Origin of the sequence: Streptomyces sp. RK9, from assembly GCF_045070545.1 — a bacterium.
GTDB classification, from domain to species: domain Bacteria; phylum Actinomycetota; class Actinomycetes; order Streptomycetales; family Streptomycetaceae; genus Streptomyces; species Streptomyces alboflavus.
The window spans coordinates 2,717,907-2,734,501 of sequence record NZ_CP173704.1 but is presented as its reverse complement, the minus strand read 5'-3'; the positions used below and the strand labels follow the sequence as shown (position 1 = coordinate 2,734,501).

Below are 16,595 nucleotides of genomic sequence, written 5' to 3'. Positions count from 1 at the left end.
CCGCTCTGCGGCCTAGCCAGCCACAGAGGTATTGTCAAGAGGGCACAGCCAACAATATCGGGTGTATTTCGGCGCTGCCGGAGCTGCCCTTCCCTCGCCTGACCAGCCAAGACAGCCAGCCGGGCCAAGACGGCAACGGCAACGACAGCGACGAAACGGAGAGCACGCGTGACGCGCAGCGTGTACGTGACCGGGATCGACCGGGGAGACGGCCGCCAGGTCGTCGAGCTGGGAGTCATGGAGCTCCTGACCCGTCAGGTCGACCGCGTGGGCGTCTTCCGCCCGCTCGTCCACGACGGACCCGACCGCCTCTTCGAGCTGCTGCGCGCCCGCTACCGGCTCGCGCAGGACCCCGCGTCCGTGTACGGCATGGACTACCACGAGGCGTCCGCGCTGCAGGCCGAGAAGGGCACCGACGAGCTGGTCTCCCAGCTCGTCGACCGCTTTCACGCCGTCGCCCGCGAGTACGACGTGGTCCTGGTCCTCGGCACCGACTTCGCCGCCACCCAGCTCCCCGACGAGCTGGCGCTGAACGCCCGGCTCGCGAACGAGTTCGGCGCCTCGGTCCTGCCCGTGGTCGGCGGCAAGAACCAGACCGCCGAGTCGGTGCGCGCCGAGACCCGCAACGCCCACCGCGCCTACGACAGCCTCGGCTGCGACGTCCTCGCGATGGTCACCAACCGGGTCGCCCCGGCCGACCGCGACGAGATACACGAGCGCCTGGCGGCCCGCCTCCCGGTGCCCTGCTACGTCCTGCCGGACGAGCCCGCCCTGGCCGCGCCGACCGTCGCGCAGATCACCCACGCCCTCGGCGGCAAGGTGCTCCTCGGCGACGACTCGGGCCTGGCCCGCGACGCCCTGGACTTCGTCTTCGGCGGCGCCATGCTGCCGAACTTCCTGAACGCCCTGACCCCGGGCTGCCTGGTCGTGACCCCCGGCGACCGCGCCGACCTGGTCGTGGGCGCGCTCGCCGCGCACAGCGCGGGCACCCCGCCCATAGCGGGCATCCTGCTGACCCTGAACGAGCAGCCGGGCCCGGAGATCCTGCGCCTGGCCGACCGGCTCGCCCCCGGCACGCCCGTGGTCGCCGTGACCGGCGGGTCCTTCCCGACGGCCCAGGAGCTGTTCGCCCTGGAGGGCAAGCTGAACGCGGCGACGCCGCGCAAGGCGGAGACCGCGCTCGGCCTCTTCGAGCGGTACACCGACACCGCCGACCTGCTGGGGCGCCTCTCGGTCTCCGGCAGCGACCGCCTCACGCCGATGATGTTCGAGCACAAGCTCCTGGAGCGGGCCCGCGCCGACCGCCGCCGCGTCGTCCTGCCCGAGGGCACCGAGGAGCGCGTGCTGCGCGCCGCCGACGTGCTGCTTCGCCGGGGCGTCTGCGACCTGACCCTGCTCGGCCCGGTGGAGACCATCCGCAAGAAGGCCGCCGACCTCGGCGTCGACCTGGCCGACTCGCAGCTCATCGACCCGCAGGCCTCCGAGCTGCGGCAGGGCTTCGCCGAGGAGTACGCGCGCCTGCGCGCCCACAAGGGCGTGACGGTCGAGCTGGCGTACGACGTGGTGGCGGACGTGAACTACTTCGGCACGCTGATGGTGCAGGGCGGCATGGCCGACGGCATGGTGTCCGGGTCCGTGCACTCCACGGCGGCGACGATCCGCCCGGCCTTCGAGATCATCAAGACCAAGCCGGAGGCCTCGATCGTGTCGTCGGTGTTCTTCATGTGCCTGGCCGACAAGGTCCTCGTGTACGGCGACTGCGCGGTCAACCCGGACCCGAACGCCGTCCAGCTCGCCGACATCGCCGTCCAGTCGGCCGCCACCGCCGACCAGTTCGGCGTGGAGCCGCGCATCGCGATGCTGTCGTACTCCACCGGCACCTCGGGGTCGGGCGCCGACGTCGACAAGGTCCGCGAGGCCACCGAGCTGGTGCGCGGGCAGCGCCCGGACCTGAAGATCGAGGGCCCGATCCAGTACGACGCGGCCGTCGAGCCGTCCGTCGCGGCCACCAAGCTGCCGGACTCCGACGTCGCGGGCCAGGCCAGCGTGCTGATCTTCCCCGACCTGAACACCGGCAACAACACCTACAAGGCCGTGCAGCGCTCGGCCGGCGCGATCGCCGTCGGCCCGGTGCTGCAGGGCCTGCGCAAGCCCGTGAACGACCTGTCCCGCGGCGCGCTCGTCCAGGACATCGTGAACACCGTCGCCATCACGGCGATCCAGTCCCAGACCCCCACCGCCCCGTCCCCCACCGAGAAGGCAACCGCCCAGTGAGCGCCACCCGTGTCCTCGTCCTCAACTCCGGCTCCTCGTCGGTGAAGTACCAGCTGCTGGACATGGCGGACAGCAGCCGTCTGGCCGTGGGCCTCGTCGAGCGCATCGGCGAGGAGACCTCCCGGCTCAAGCACACCCCGCTGACGGGCGACGGCGCCGAGCGCGAGCGCACCGGACCGATCGCGGACCACGAGGCAGCCCTGAAGGCCGTCGCCGCGGAGCTGGCCGCCGACGGGCTCGGCCTGGACTCGCCCGAGCTGGCCGCGATCGGCCACCGGGTCGTGCACGGCGGCAAGCACTTCACCGAGCCGACGGTCGTCGACGACGCCGTGCTCGCCGAGATCGAGCGCCTGATCCCGGTGGCCCCGCTGCACAACCCGGCCAACCTCACCGGCATCCGCACCGCCCAGGCGCTGCGCCCCGACCTGCCCCAGGTCGCCGTCTTCGACACCGCCTTCCACACGACGATGCCGGAGGCCGCCGCCCGCTACGCCATCGACGTGGCGACGGCCGACGAGCACCGCGTGCGCCGCTACGGCTTCCACGGCACCTCGCACGCGTACGTCTCGCGGACGACCGCGGAGCTGCTCGGCAAGGCCCCCGAGGACGTGAACGTGATCGTGCTGCACCTCGGCAACGGCGCATCCGCGTCGGCCGTGCGCGGCGGCGTCTGCGTGGACACCTCCATGGGCCTGACGCCCCTTGAGGGTCTGGTGATGGGGACGCGGTCGGGAGATCTGGACCCGGCCGTCATCTTCCATTTGGCGCGCGTCGGCGGACTGTCCATCGACGAGATCGACACTCTTCTGAACAAGAAGAGCGGCCTTGTCGGTCTGTGCGGCGACAACGACATGCGGGAGATCCGCCGCCGTATCGACGAGGGCGACGAACAGGCCCGTCTCGCCTTCGACATCTACATTCACCGGCTGAAGAAGTACATCGGCGCCTATTACGCGGTTCTCGGCCGGGTGGACGCGATCGCGTTCACGGCGGGCGTCGGCGAGAACGCGGCGCCGGTGCGCGCGGCGGCTGTCGAGGGCCTGGAGGAGCTGGGCCTCGCGGTGGACGGCGAGCTGAACTCCGTACGGGGTGACGAGCCGCGGCTGATCTCGCCGGAGTACGCCCGGGTGAAGGTCGCCGTCGTGCCGACCGACGAGGAACTGGAAATCGCCGCGCAGACTTATGCACTGGTCGCGCGGCATTGATAACGCTCCGCGGAGTGGGCAACTGAGCGCCGACCCGCCCATTTGTATCTTCCGCCAGATGGAATATTCCGAAGCGAAACAAACCGATAGGATCGCCCCCATGCGCCGTTCCAAAATCGTTTGCACGCTGGGCCCCGCCGTCGACTCCGAAGATCAGCTCGTTTCGCTGATCGAGGCCGGAATGAACGTGGCCCGCTTCAACTTCAGCCACGGCACGCACGCCGAGCACCAGGGCCGGTACGACCGCGTCCGGGCCGCGGCGGAGCGCACGGGCCGCGCGATCGGCGTCCTCGCCGACCTGCAGGGCCCGAAGATCCGCCTGGAGACCTTCGCCGAGGGCCCCGTCGAGCTGGTGCGCGGTGACGAGTTCACCATCACCACCGAGGACGTGCCCGGCGACAAGTCGATCTGCGGCACGACCTACAAGGGTCTGCCCGGCGACGTCTCCAAGGGCGACCAGGTCCTCATCAACGACGGCAACGTCGAGCTGCGCGTCGTCGAGGTCGCGGGCCCGCGCGTGAAGACGATCGTCGTCGAGGGCGGCGTCATCTCCGACCACAAGGGCATCAACCTGCCCGGCGCGGCCGTGAACGTCCCCGCCCTGTCCGAGAAGGACATCGAGGACCTGCGGTTCGCGCTGAAGATGGGCTGCGACATGGTCGCGCTCTCCTTCGTCCGCGACGCCGACGACGTCAAGGACGTCCACAAGGTGATGGACGAGGAGGGCCGCCGGGTCCCCGTCATCGCCAAGGTGGAGAAGCCGCAGGCGGTGGCGAACATGGAGGGCGTCGTCGCGGCCTTCGACGCCGTCATGGTGGCGCGCGGCGACCTGGCGGTCGAGTATCCGCTGGAGAAGGTCCCGATGGTGCAGAAGCGCCTCGTGGAGATGTGCCGCCGCAACGCCAAGCCGGTGATCGTCGCGACCCAGATGATGGAGTCGATGATCACCAACTCCCGCCCCACGCGCGCCGAGGCGTCCGACGTCGCCAACGCGATCCTGGACGGCGCGGACGCGGTCATGCTGTCGGCCGAGTCCAGCGTGGGCGCGTACCCGATCGAGACCGTCAAGACGATGTCGAAGATCGTCACGGCGGCCGAGGAGGAGCTGCTCGCCAAGGGCCTGCAACCGCTGGTCCCCGGCAAGAAGCCGCGCACGCAGGGCGGTTCGGTGGCCCGCGCGGCCTGCGAGATCGCCGACTTCCTCGACGGCAAGGCCCTGGTCGCCTTCACCAAGTCCGGTGACACCGCCCGCCGCCTGTCCCGCTACCGCGCGGCCCAGCCGATCCTCGCGTTCACCACGGACACCAGCACCCGCAACCAGCTCGCCCTGAGCTGGGGCGTCGAGGCGCACGTCGTGCCGCACGTGGACAACACGGACGCCATGGTCGAGCTGGTCGACGCCGAGGTGCTCAAGCTCCAGCGCTACAACGAGGGCGACACCATGGTCATCACGGCCGGTTCGCCCCCCGGCATCCCCGGCACCACCAACATGGTCCGCGTCCACCACCTGGGTGGCGGCGACCGCGACTGAGCCACGGGTCCACGGTCCGGCCCCCGACCAAGTCGCCGGACCGGGACCCGTTCTCTTCCGTACGACGTCGTGTGCGACGGCGTCCGTACGGCACCGAGGGCGCCCCCTGCGACAGGGGGCGCCCTCGGTGTTCGACGTGCCGCGGCTCCCGGAACGGGATCCGGGCCTCAGTCGGTGATCGACTGGTGCAGACCGGGGATGGTCAGCTCGCCGCCGAACTGGCCCGCCTGCTGGACCTTCACGTTGGTGAAGTAGATCAGCGGCAGGTTGAGCGGCGGCGGGTGCTCCGGGTCGAACGTGATCGGGATCAGGCCGAAGAGGTTGCCGGAGATCCGCTCGGTGTACATCGTCGTGTCGCCGTTACGGATCGTGGACGTGGAGCCCTTGGCCGCCTGCACGTGGTACTTCTTGCCGTTCGGGCTCTCGACGATCTGGTGCAGGTCGCCGATGTCCGTGCCGCCGCTGATGATGTACTTCAGCGCCTGTTTGGTCCGGCCGTCGGGCATCTTCAGGTTCACGACGCCCTTGTAGTCCGCGCCCTTCAGGAGCAGCGAGCTGGCCTCCAGGTGCCACGGCTGGTTGGGAATCGGCGCGGGCGACTGCTCGTCGTCACCGTCGACCTTCTTCTCCACCACGCACGGGAACGGCTTCTTGCCGTCCTCGTCCGGCGCCATCGGGTCCTTGGACTTCTCGGGGTCTTCGTCGTCCTCGGCCTTGTCCGCGACGTCTTCGGCCTTCTCGGCGGCCTTCTCGGCCTTCTCCGCGACCTCGTCGGCCTTCTCGGCCGCGTCCTTCAGCCGGTCCTCGGCGTTGTCGGCCTTGTCAGAGGTGTCCTTCAGGCCGTCCTTCGCCTTGCCGAGGGTGTCCTCGACGGGCTTGGTGACCCGGTCGCCGTCGGCGGAGTCCTTGGCGTCGTCATCCGAGGAGCCCGAGGACTTCTCGTCGCCCGACTCCTCCTTCGCCGCCCTCTCCTCCTGGGCCTTCTCCTCCTGCGCCTTCTTCTCCTCCGGCGTCAGGATGTCCTTGATGGCGTCGCCGAGGCCCAGCGGGTCGAGCGGGTTCTTGGGCTTGTCGGGGGCGGGTTCGTCGGCCGCGTCGCCCTTGTCGCTGTCGCCGGAGCCCTTGTCGCTGTCCCCGGAACCGTTGTCGGAGTCGGCGTCACCGGACGAGCCGGACCCGGAGGCGTCCTCGTCCGCGTCGCCGCCGCCCGAGGGCTTCGACGTACCGGACTCCTCCGAGGACTTGTCGCCGGACTTGTCGCCGTCCTCGCCCTCGGCCTTGTCCTTGGCCTCGTCGGCCTTCTCGCGCGCGGCCTCGGCCTTCTCGGCGGCCTCCTTCGCGGCCTTCTCCTTGGCTTCCTGCTCGTCCTTCGCGTCCTTCTCGGCGTCCTTGGACTGCTCGTCCGGGGCCGTGACGCAAGGGCCGTCCCGGAAGGGGTTCTTGGGCACGCCCGGCTTCGCCTGGGCGAGCTGGGGGGTCAGGCCCATGCCCATCAGTACGGCGGTGGGCATGGCAGCGAGGGCTATCGCCTTCCCCGCGGGAACATGCAGCCGGGTAAGGAGCGGCTTCTTCGGGGCCGCGTGCCGCGGCCCCGTTCTCACACGGGACGTGTCCGCATCAGTCCCGCGGCGCGCCTCGTCAGCCGGCACGGTGCCTCCCGTTCGTCCCGTTCGTCGGGCTCGTTCCTGACAGGTCATCGGTCGCACCGCCCGCCTCCGGTACGGCTCCGTTCGCGGCCCCCGCGGCCGCGGGCTCCGGAGCCCCGTCGTCGGATCCCCCGGCGTCCGGCGCCTGCGCGCCGCGCCTGGAGCGCTTCTCGGGCTTGAACGGCATCCAGGAGACGCCGAGCGCGCCGCCGACGAGGGCGAGCAGGAAGCCCATGACGAAGCCGCCGAAGTTGGACACCACCAGGGAGACCAGGGCGAGCAGGATCGCCGCGACGCCCGCGAACACACGGGACATCGGCTGGAACCACATGGTCAGGCCGAGCACGACCAACAGCACACCGATGATCAGCGATCCGGCACCGGCGGTGGTCGCCATCCGGATGGTCATCGTGCCCAGGGTGAGGTTCGCATAGGGGAAGTACATGATCGGGATGCCGCCGAGCAGTGTCAGCAGTCCACCCCAGAACGGGCGCTGACCGCGCCACCCTCGGAACGATTGGCGCATCCGGCCAAGCCTGTTGCCAAGGCCCATTTGCGCTTCGGCGCTCATGTCGTACAGCTCCTCGGGTATGGCGTTTGGTTCTGTGTGTGCGGATTCGGGCACGGGGACGATCGGTTGATGTGCGTGACGGCGCCCCCGCGCCCGGCCGTTTCAGCGCGACAAGTGCCTCAGTAGCACTCGTGCTTGCCCTTCTTGACCGACATGCCGAGGCCAGAGAGCTTGAAGGTGCCGGCCGTGGTCGCCCACGCGCGCTGCTTCACATCGGTGAAGCGGACCTTGTCGGCCTGCTGCGCGAACGAGTCCGGGACGTACTTGTCGCCCTTGGCCGGACCCGGGCCCTTCGTCGTACGGTCGATCGAGACACCGATGTCGACATTGGTGAAGGTCGCGTTGGCCTTCAGGTCGTCGGCGTCGATGTAGAGCTTCTTCGCCTCGACCCTCGGGCTGCCCTTGCCACCGGCCTTGAGGACCATCGACACATCGCCGAAGACCGGAACCGGGACGACAACGGACTGGCAGAGGTTGGTGATCTTCGCCGATTCCATGCCGACGACGGCGACCGGGTGGTTACCCGACTTGCCGCTGTCCATCCCGCCGTACTGGACGAATCCCGTACCGTCGAGCTGATCCGCGGTCACCTTGAACTGCTGACCGGACACACTGAACGATGCCGCGAGCGCACCCTGCGAGAGGGCCACGCCTATCGCGGCCGTCGCCGCGACGCTCGGCACCATGACCACGGCGAACCGCTTCCATCTGGTTCCGCCACGAGCCACGGACTCCATGACTTTCCTCCTTCTCGGACGTACATCTCCGGCCCTGACTGGTCCCGTTCGGGCGGCTCAGCCGGGCAGGGATGGGAGAAGTGCTACGTCCTCGGTAGGGAGAGCGCCCGCGTCAAGGGGCGCGCAGCGCGCCTCGATCACCGGCGATCACCCCCGAGCGACAACCACTGGTCGCGCCTGACGCATCACGCACAACCTTGCTTGGACAGGCCCTGCCGGAAATCCGGCGGAGACCCCCCTGTCCCAGACCGGCGACGGTGCCGCCGGCCTGCCCGGTGGGGACCCAGAATTCCCGTCTCCCGATTGGCTTTCGGGCTGCGGGCAATGGACCGAGCGTGGCCGATCGTGGTGCATTCTCGGCGTCCGCACAAGGGGGTTCGTTACTGGCTGGTAACGGCGGGATAACCGACCCGGCACCGCCCGGCATCGACCAACGACAGACGGTGGCCCCAACAGGGGCAAAATATCGGGTGATTGATGGAGAGAAGCGGACAGATCACCGCCCTACTCTTACTCCAAGTAACAGTGGCCGCGTTTGCCAAGATTCGGCAAAACGCGGCCACTGTGACACTGCCTCGGCAGAGTTTTCACTTGCGCACCACGGCCCGTCGCGCATCACCACAGGTCAGCGAACGGGCCGGGGCAATTCCGACAGTTCGCCGGGGTCGGGGCCCAAGGGCCCCCGCCCGGCGGTCAGTCGGCGGTCAGAAGAGCACGCGGGCGAGCGCCGTGCGCGCCGACGTCACCCGCGGGTCGTCGCCGCCGACGACCTCGAAGAGTTCGAGCAGCCGCAGCCGTGCGGCCTCCCGGTCCTCACCGGCGGTGCGCCGGACGGTCTCCACCAGACGTCCGAAGGCGTCCTCGACATGGCCGCCGACCAGGTCCAGGTCGGCCGCGGCGATCTGGGCGGCCGGGTCGCCGGGCTTCTCCGCGGCGTCCTTGCGGACCACGGCGGGGTCCAGGTCCTGCACCCGGCGCAGCAGTTCGGCCTGGGCGAGGCCGAGCTTGGCCTCGGTGTTGCCGGGGTCGTCGCTCAGCACGTTCTTGTACGCCTGGACGGCGCCGCCGAGGTCGCCCGCGTCCAGGGCCTGGACGGCCGCTTCGAGCAGGGCGTCGTAAGGGCCCGCCGGGGCGGCGGGGGCGGCCTGCGGCTCGTCGCCGGAGGCGTTGGGGTCGACGACCAGGCCGGTCAGGCCGAAGCGCTCCTCGCCGACCTGGATCAGCTGGTCCAGGGTCTGGCGGATCTGCGCCTCGGGGGCCGCGCCCTGGAAGAGCGGCAGGGCCTGGCCCGCCACCACCGCGAAGACCGCCGGGATGCCCTGCACCCCGAACTGCTGCATCAGCATCTGGTTCGCGTCGACGTCGATCTTCGCGAGGACGAACCGGCCGTTGTACTCCTGCGTCAGGCGCTCCAGGAGCGGGCTGAGCTGCTTGCACGGCTCGCACCACTCGGCCCAGAAGTCGATGACGACCGGCACCTCGGTGGAGCGCTGCAGGACGTCCCGCTCGAAACCCGCCTCGTCGACGTCGATGACGAGACTCGCGGGAGAGACACCGGCGCCCGCGCCGGGGCCGCCCTGCCGGGCCGCTTCGGCGCGCGCCTGCTCCGCCTTCGCCTTGGCCTCCTGGGCCGCCTTCACCGCGGCGAGGTCGACGACTCCGCTCATGGACATGTTCCGTGGCTGCATGAGTACATCCTCCCCCAAGCCGCGCGCGAACCGTGCCCGCCCGCCCGTCTCCCGCCGCCACCCTTCTACGGATGTCGCTTCGCTCCCTGGCCCGATCGCAGCTCTCCGCCGGATTGCGGTGCCGCGGGCCGAACCGATTCGCCTGTTCCTCCGGACCCCGAGGAGGACCGTGGGTCTCGCGGGGTCCCCACCCCGCGCTGTGGTTGCCGCCCGACGGGCGGTGAGAGTCGCTCGCAGCGGTCTGCCGCCGTACGCGGCTTTCGCTACGGCTCGTAGCGTAACTGCAGGACACGGGGCGCGGCAGCGGGCGTAACGTGATCTGCCTCACTCCGCGCTGGCCACGCTGGTCATACTGGCCGGTATGGTCGCGGGCATGCAGAGCCGCAACACACCGCCGACGCGTGCCGGGGGCCGACCCCGCAGCGCCGAGGCGGACACCGCCATCCTCGAAGCGACCAGGCAGGCGCTGGTCGACCTCGGCTGGACCAGGCTGACCCTGGGCGACGTGGCCACCCGGGCGGGCGTCGCCAAGACCACGCTCTACCGGCGCTGGGCGGGCAAGAGCGAGCTGGTCGTGGACGCGGTGGCCGAGCTGTTCGACGAGCTGGAGCTGCCCGACAGCGGCAGCCTGGCCACGGACATCGAGGGTGTGGTGCTGCAGTTCGCCGCGTTGCTCGGGCGGCCCGAGACCAAGACCGCGCTGATGGCGGTCGTCGCCGAGTCCACCACCGACGAGCCGCTGCGCGAGCGGATCCGCGGGTCCATCGTCGACCGCCAGAAGCGTCTCGTCCTCGCGGGCCGTGCCCGGGCCCAGGACCGCGGCGAGCTCCCCGTCGAACCGGACCCCGCCTCTGCGGCCCGTACCGCCGACCTCATCTTCGACGTGATCGCCGGTGCGGTGGTCCACCGTGCCCTCGTCAGCGCCGAACCGGTCGACGCGGAGTGGGCCCGCCGTTTCACGTGGCTGGTCCTTGGCGGTCTCTCGGCGGTCTCTGGCCGGGGGCCCGAACCAGGAACTCCGGTGCCCGCCCACGACGGGGCCCCGTAGGACGGGTGGGCCGTGGCGGTCGCCGCCGATCGCGCTGCGCGCTCGTCCTCAAACGCCGGACAGGCTTTCTCCCACCCGCCCGCCCAAACCTGCACCAGCTGTGCAGCAGCCCGGCACCTTCAGCCCCGAAACGGCTCACGCCACAGCGCCTCCCGAACCGCCCCGGCACCTTTCAGCCCACCCCGCAACACCTTCCCGGCCCGCCCTGCGGCACCTTCCGGCCCACCCCGGCTGAATTTCAGCCGGTCCGGCGTTTGAGGACGAGGCGCGAAGCGCCGATTCGGCGGAGGACCGTCCCACCCGCACGGGCCCCCCGGGCGGGCGCGGCTAGACCTGGTACGTGTGCGCCGAGAAGAGGGCGAGGTTGTCGGCGACCCAGGCCGAGGTGTGGGAGAGGCCCTCGCGGAGGGGGACCTGGGGCTGCCAGCCGGTGAGTTCGCGGGCGCGGGAGTTGTCGGACACGAGGCGTTCGACCTCGCTGCCCGCGGGGCGCAGGCGGGAGGGGTCGGTGACGACGACGGCGTCCCGGCCGCTCGCGGCGATGAGCTCCTGGGCCAGGTTCCCGATGGATATCTCCCGGCCGACGCCCAGGTTGACCACCTGGCCGACGGCGGCGTCGTGCTCCGCCACGGCGAGGAACCCGCGCGCGGTGTCGGTGACGTAGGTGAAGTCCCGGGTGGGCGTGAGCGAACCGAGCTTGATCTCGCGGGCCCCGGCGTGGAGTTGGGCGAGGATCGTGGGGATGACGGCGCGGGCGGACTGCCGCGGGCCGTAGGTGTTGAAGGGCCGCACGACGGCGACGGGCAGCTCGAAGGCGTGCCAGTGGGACAGCACGGTCATGTCGGCGCCGATCTTCGACGCGGAGTACGGCGACTGCGGCTGGAGGGGGTGGCTCTCGCCGATGGGGACGGTCAGCGCGGTCCCGTACACCTCGCTGGTGGAGGTGTGGACGAGCCGGCGCACGGAGTGCCGACGGCAGGCCTCGGCGATGTTCTCCGTACCGACGACGTTGGTCTGCACGTACGCGCCGGGAGAGTCGTAGGAGTACGGGATCCCGATGAGCGCGGCGAGGTGGAAGACGGTGTCGCAGCCGTCGACGGCGTCCATGACGCGCCCGGCGTCACGCACGTCACCGGCGACCAGCTCGACGCGCGGGTCCCCGGCGAGGTGCGCGAGGTGCCCCTTGTCGCCGTACGGCTTGTAGTGCACGAACGCGCGGACCTTCGCGCCGCGTTCGAGGAGCAGGTCGACGAGCGTGGAGCCGATGAAGCCCTCGGCGCCGGTGACGAGGACGGTGCGGTCACGCCAAGAAAAGGGGGCGGAGGGGGCGGAGGCGTTCGGGGCGAGGGCGTTCATGCGGCGTACTCCAGGTGATCGGTGCGGTGGGTGAGGTGCAGGACCCGCTCGGCGAGCAGGTCGGCGGCGCGGGCGTGCGGCCCGGGATCCGCGGCGCCGCTCATGGCGGCGAGCCGCGCGGGCTCGGCGAGCAGCGGTTCGAGGAGCCCGGCGAGCCGGTCGGCGGTGGTCTCGGCGTCGGGCAGGAGCAGCCCGGCGCCCGCGTCGGAGAGGACCCGCGCGTTGTGGGTCTGGTGGTCGCCGGGGGCGTGCGGGTAGGGCACGAGGACGGCGGGCACGCCGGTGGCGGCGAGCTCGGCGACGGTGGCGGAGCCCGCGCGGCAGACGACGAGGTCGGCGGCGGCGTAGGCGAGGTCCATCCGGTCGAGGTAGGGCACGGCGCTGGCGACCGCATCGCCGCCCTCCTGCGCGAGCCGCCGCCGCGTCTCGTCGAGCGCGGCCGGACCGGTCTTGATCAGCAGGGATACGTCACCGCGCCACCGCCAGCGCGCGGCGAGCCCGAGCGCCGCCTCGGTGAGCCGGGCGGCGCCGAGGCTGCCGCCGTTGAAGAGCACGAGGCGCGCCCCTTCGGGCACTCCGAAGGCGCGCCGGGCCTCGGCGCGCAGCGCGTCCCGGTCGAGGGCGGCGAGGGCGGCGGCGATGGGCATGCCGGTGGTGGTGGCGCGGTCGCCGCCGGGCAGATGGGCGCGGCTGCGGTCGAAGGCGACGGCGATGTGCGGGGTGAGGCGGGCGGCGAAGCGGTTGGCGCGCCCCGGCACGGCGTTGGACTCGTGGATGAGGCTGGGAAGCCCGGCCATGCGGGCGCCGACGATGACGGGGGCACTCGGGTAGCCGCCCATGCCGACGGCGACCTGCGCGCCCTGCTCGCGCAGGATGGCCCGGCACTGGGCGCCGGACTTCACCAGGGCGGCGGGCAGCAGATAGCGGCGGGCGCCGAGGGACGGGTCGAAGGGGATCATGTCGACGGTGTGCAGGCGGTACCCGGCCTCGGGGATGAGCCGGGTCTCCAGGCCGCGCTCGGTGCCCACGAAGGAGATCACCGCGTCCGGCACGGCGCGGCGCAGGGCGTCGGCGAGGGCGAGGCCCGGGTAGATGTGGCCGCCGGTGCCGCCCGCGCCGATCACGACGGACAGCGGCCTGTACGTGTGGGTCGCCGCGGCGCGGGCCGCGGCGGGAGTGACGGGAGTTCTCATGACGCCGGAGCTTCGCGACCCGTCCTAAGAGGGTTTTAAGAGCCGCATTTGGCACCTTTGGTCCATGAGCCGGTTCACGAGCCCCGTCACTCCCGCCCCGGGAGGCCCCGCATGACCCCCTTGGCCTCCGTGCCCTCCGGGCCGCCCACCAAGATCCTCGTCGTCGACGACGACCCGGAGGTGCGTGCCGCCGTCGAGGACGCGCTGACCGTCGAGGGCCACCACGTGCGCGGCGCCGCCGACGGGCACCGGGCCCTGACGGCGGTGGCCCGGTGGGAGCCGGACCTGCTCGTCCTCGACGTGCTGATGCCGGTGCTCGACGGGCTCGCCGTGTGCCGCAGGCTGCGCGCGGCGGGCGACCGGACGCCGGTGCTCGTCCTGACGGCCCTGGACTCGGTGAGCGACCGCGTGGACGGCCTGGACGCGGGGGCCGACGACTATCTGGTCAAGCCCTTCGCGCTGGACGAGCTGGTCGCCCGCGTCCGCGCGCTTCTCCGCCGCGCGGCCCCGGACCCGGCAGGGCCAGGCGGACACGACGACGACGCCCTCGCGTACGGCGATCTGTCTCTCGACGTACGCACCCGCACCGGGGTGCGAGACGGCCGCCGCATCGAGTTCAGCCGCACCGAGGCCACCTTGCTCGAACTGCTCCTGCGCAACGCGGGCCAGGTCCTGCCGCGCGAGCTGATCCACGAGGCCGTGTGGGGCCGCGACTTCGGCCCGGACTCCAACTCCCTCGCCGTGTACGTCGGTTATCTGCGCCGCAAGCTGGAGTCCGGCGGCGAGGCGCGGCTCGTGCACACCGTGCACGGCGTCGGCTACCGGCTGGGCTCGCCGTGACCGGCCGCCGCGCCGACCGCAGGCTGGGGGCGCGCTGGCGGCGGCGCCGTCCGCTGCGTACGAGGCTCGCGGTGGCCGCGTCCGCGGCGGTCGCGCTGGTCGCGGTCTGCGTCTGCGTCGCGTCCTTCTTCGTGATCCGCTACAAGCTGTACCAGCAGCTCGACCAGAACCTCGCCCAGACCGCGACCCTGGTCGCGCAGCAGCACGAGTACGACAAGGACTACGGCGTGCTCACCGGCGAGTGCCGCTTCCTCGGCGCGCCCGCCTGCACGCAGGTCGTCCCCGCGGACCCGGCCGACGACCCGAAGAAGCCGTACCTGCTGCCCGTGGCGCGCTCGACCCGGCAGGTCGCCGCCGGTGAACTGACGCCGTACTACACGAGTTTCACCCTGCCCGACGGCAAGCCGGGGCGGATGCTCACCACCCACTACGGCAAGGGCGCGGCCGTGCAGGTCGCCATGCGGGCCGACATCGCCGAGCGCGGGGTGCGGCAGACCGCCGCGATCCTCGCTGTGGTGGGCGGGGCGGGGGTGCTGCTGTCGGCGGTCGGCGGCTACTGGGTGTCGCGGACGGGCCTCGCGCCCGTCGCGCGCCTCACCGCCACGGCGGAGCGGATCGCGGCGACGCGGGACGCCCGGCACCGCATCGAGCTGCCACCAGGACCGCGCGGCGGACGCGGCGAGGACGAGGTGACGCGGCTCGCCACCGCCTTCAACACCATGCTCGGCGAGCTGGAGGACTCGGTCACGGCGCGCCGCCGCCTCGTCGCCGACGCCTCCCACGAGCTGCGTACGCCGCTGACGTCGCTGCGTACGAACGCGGAGCTCCTCGCCCGCGCCGATCGCCTGACGGCGGAGCAGCGGGACCGCGCTTCGGCCGCGCTCGGCCGTCAGTTGCGTGAAGTCACCGGCATGGTCAACGACTTGATCGAGCTGGCCCGCGACGAGGAGCCGCAGCCGCTCCTGGAGGAGGTACGGGTCGCTCCGCTGGTCGAGCACGTCGTGAACGCGGCGCGCGAGCACTGGCCCGCGATCGTCTTCACCTACGACGCCGCTCCCGGCGCGGCCGACCGCACCCTGCCCGGGGTGCCGTCCCGCCTCTCCCGCCTCGTCACCAACCTCCTGGACAACGCGGCGAAGTTCAGTCCGGCCGGGGCGAGCGTCGAAGTCTCCCTGACCACCACGGGCCTCGCCGTCCGCGACCACGGCCCCGGCATCGCCCCGGAGGACCTCCCCCACGTCTTCGACCGCTTCTACCGCGCCGAGAAGGCCCGCGCCCTGCCCGGCTCCGGCCTCGGCCTGGCCATGGCCCGCCAGATCGCACGGGCCCACGGCGCGGAACTGACGGCGGAACACGCGCCCGGCGGGGGCGCGTTGTTCCGTCTTACGTGGCCTGCCTAGAGCCCGGCCTTCACACCGTCGACGAAGTCGGCGAACGCGGAGGCGGGGACGGTGAGGACGGGGCCGTCGGGGTGCTTGGAGTCGCGGATGGGGACTATGCCGTGTGCGGCTACGAGGTTGACGGCGAGTTCTATGCACTGGCCGCCGTTACCGCTGTAGGAAGACGTGAACCAGAGGGGGGATTCGGTAGTCACGACGTGCCCTTTCGTAGCTCTTGGATCAAGGTCACGGATGCTGCCTGAGACAGCGCTTCGGCCTGTAGTTGATGGTAGGCCGCCAGGATGGGCAATACGAACGTGCTTTCGCGCTCCAGATGACCGCGGTGGGTGGACTCCGCGTACGACATGAGTGAGCGGTCGGGCATCGTGAGCACGGTGACGGGCAGGCTGAACGGTCTGCGCGCTCCCATCGAGAACGGCGCGACCTGCAGCACCGTGTTCGGCAGCTCAGCAAAGTCGAGCAGGCGCGTGAACTGGGCCTCCATGACAGCCGCCGTTCCCATGGGGCGGCGGATGCACCCTTCGTCGAGCACCGCGAAGATCAAAGGCGACGGCGACCGTACGAGAGTGGCCTGCCGTCGGACCAGCAGGTCGACCCGCTCCTCGGCCTGCTCCGAGGTGATCGCTTCCCGCCGCACGGCATCCGCTTCCAGCGCCGCCGCGTACTCAGGGGTCTGGAGCAGCCCAGGCACGACACCCACCTCGTACAACCGGACTTCCGCCGCCCGCCCCTCATGGGCGACGTACTCCGGGAACCCTTCGATCAGCGCCGTGTGCCGCGCAGCTCGGCTCTGCCGCTGGAACCTGTCACCCGTACCGAAAGCCCTGTCAACGCTTGCCGCAAACCGGAGAGTTGGGGAACGGCGGCCAGTTTCCACGGCCGACACATGCGTTCCGGAGCAACCGAGCCGCGCGGCGAGTTCGTCCTGCGTCCACCCCCGCTCATCGCGCAGCGCGCGAAGGCGCTGCCCAAACCGTGCGCCGGGCGATTCCTCCGGGTTCAATTCCTTGCGGTTCAACGACCCATCACCCAACTCTCCAAGCAACATGCGCAAGTTGAAGACAAGCCAACCCTAGGTCACGCTGAAGACCCTTGGTAGTGGAACC

General features: G+C 71.2%; 14 protein-coding genes. 6 read left to right on the top strand and 8 right to left on the bottom strand.

The features are described 5' to 3' along the window. The first annotated feature begins 168 nt into the window (after positions 1-168). The 3 genes from pta to pyk all read left to right on the top strand — a co-directional run bounded on the left by pta (position 169) and on the right by pyk (position 5,010). On the top strand, positions 169-2,274 hold the full coding sequence (pta, locus tag AB6L24_RS32460; protein WP_405661249.1) for a phosphate acetyltransferase: 2,106 nt from the start codon (positions 169-171) through the stop codon (positions 2,272-2,274). Then, the gene (locus tag AB6L24_RS32455; RefSeq protein WP_405661246.1) at positions 2,271-3,479 is read left to right on the top strand and encodes an acetate kinase; all 1,209 of its coding nucleotides are present in this window, start codon (positions 2,271-2,273) and stop codon (positions 3,477-3,479) included. Before pta ends, AB6L24_RS32455 begins: the two co-directional genes overlap by 4 nt. Before the next feature lie 100 nt (positions 3,480-3,579). Further along, positions 3,580-5,010: a pyruvate kinase gene (gene pyk / locus AB6L24_RS32450; RefSeq protein ID WP_087885883.1), complete on the top strand. Its 1,431-nt coding sequence runs from the start codon at positions 3,580-3,582 to the stop codon at positions 5,008-5,010. 167 nt (positions 5,011-5,177) lie between these two features. Here pyk and AB6L24_RS32445 read toward each other — a convergent pair whose 3' ends face one another. The 4 genes from AB6L24_RS32445 to AB6L24_RS32430 all read right to left on the bottom strand — a co-directional run bounded on the left by AB6L24_RS32445 (position 5,178) and on the right by AB6L24_RS32430 (position 9,652). Then, positions 5,178-6,521: a hypothetical protein gene (locus AB6L24_RS32445; protein WP_405661243.1), complete on the bottom strand. Its 1,344-nt coding sequence runs from the start codon at positions 6,519-6,521 to the stop codon at positions 5,178-5,180. Between the two features lie 127 nt (positions 6,522-6,648). Continuing rightward, a complete protein-coding gene (locus AB6L24_RS32440; RefSeq protein ID WP_405661240.1) occupies positions 6,649-7,227 on the bottom strand; it encodes a DUF6114 domain-containing protein in 579 nt (192 codons plus the stop codon). A 119-nt stretch (positions 7,228-7,346) separates the two neighbouring features. After that, positions 7,347-7,964: a DUF6230 family protein gene (locus AB6L24_RS32435; protein WP_380847693.1), complete on the bottom strand. Its 618-nt coding sequence runs from the start codon at positions 7,962-7,964 to the stop codon at positions 7,347-7,349. Between the two features lie 704 nt (positions 7,965-8,668). Continuing rightward, entirely contained in the window at positions 8,669-9,652 is a 984-nt protein-coding gene (locus AB6L24_RS32430; protein ID WP_087885880.1) for a tetratricopeptide repeat protein, read from the bottom strand. Positions 9,653-10,025: 373 nt separating this feature from the next. Here AB6L24_RS32430 and AB6L24_RS32425 point away from each other — a divergent pair, with 373 nt between their 5' ends. Beyond that, positions 10,026-10,700 carry a TetR/AcrR family transcriptional regulator gene (locus AB6L24_RS32425; RefSeq protein WP_405661237.1) on the top strand — a complete coding sequence of 225 codons (675 nt, stop codon included), beginning with the start codon at positions 10,026-10,028 and terminating at the stop codon, positions 10,698-10,700. 327 nt (positions 10,701-11,027) lie between these two features. On the opposite strand, the gene AB6L24_RS32420 is transcribed toward AB6L24_RS32425, so the two are convergent. Both AB6L24_RS32420 and AB6L24_RS32415 read right to left on the bottom strand, forming a co-directional pair. Beyond that, the gene (locus tag AB6L24_RS32420; RefSeq protein WP_405661234.1) at positions 11,028-12,056 is read right to left on the bottom strand and encodes a GDP-mannose 4,6-dehydratase; all 1,029 of its coding nucleotides are present in this window, start codon (positions 12,054-12,056) and stop codon (positions 11,028-11,030) included. Further along, positions 12,053-13,249 (bottom strand): UDP-N-acetylglucosamine--N-acetylmuramyl-(pentapeptide) pyrophosphoryl-undecaprenol N-acetylglucosamine transferase, encoded by a 1,197-nt coding sequence (locus AB6L24_RS32415; protein WP_405661232.1) that lies wholly within the window; start codon positions 13,247-13,249, stop codon positions 12,053-12,055. Before AB6L24_RS32415 ends, AB6L24_RS32420 begins: the two co-directional genes overlap by 4 nt. A gap of 111 nt (positions 13,250-13,360) precedes the next feature. Here AB6L24_RS32415 and AB6L24_RS32410 point away from each other — a divergent pair, with 111 nt between their 5' ends. Together AB6L24_RS32410 and AB6L24_RS32405 are read left to right on the top strand one after the other, a co-directional pair. Next, a complete protein-coding gene (locus AB6L24_RS32410; protein WP_405661230.1) occupies positions 13,361-14,089 on the top strand; it encodes a response regulator transcription factor in 729 nt (242 codons plus the stop codon). Next, positions 14,086-15,489 (top strand): sensor histidine kinase, encoded by a 1,404-nt coding sequence (locus AB6L24_RS32405; protein WP_405661227.1) that lies wholly within the window; start codon positions 14,086-14,088, stop codon positions 15,487-15,489. Before AB6L24_RS32410 ends, AB6L24_RS32405 begins: the two co-directional genes overlap by 4 nt. On the opposite strand, the gene AB6L24_RS32400 is transcribed toward AB6L24_RS32405, so the two are convergent. Both AB6L24_RS32400 and AB6L24_RS32395 read right to left on the bottom strand, forming a co-directional pair. After that, the gene (locus tag AB6L24_RS32400; protein WP_405661225.1) at positions 15,486-15,683 is read right to left on the bottom strand and encodes a DUF397 domain-containing protein; all 198 of its coding nucleotides are present in this window, start codon (positions 15,681-15,683) and stop codon (positions 15,486-15,488) included. The two genes, AB6L24_RS32405 and AB6L24_RS32400, sit on opposite strands and share 4 nt — an antisense overlap. After that, positions 15,680-16,537, bottom strand: a complete 858-nt coding sequence (locus AB6L24_RS32395) for a Scr1 family TA system antitoxin-like transcriptional regulator (protein WP_405661222.1) — start codon at positions 16,535-16,537, stop codon at positions 15,680-15,682. Before AB6L24_RS32395 ends, AB6L24_RS32400 begins: the two co-directional genes overlap by 4 nt. Positions 16,538-16,595: the final 58 nt, after the last annotated feature.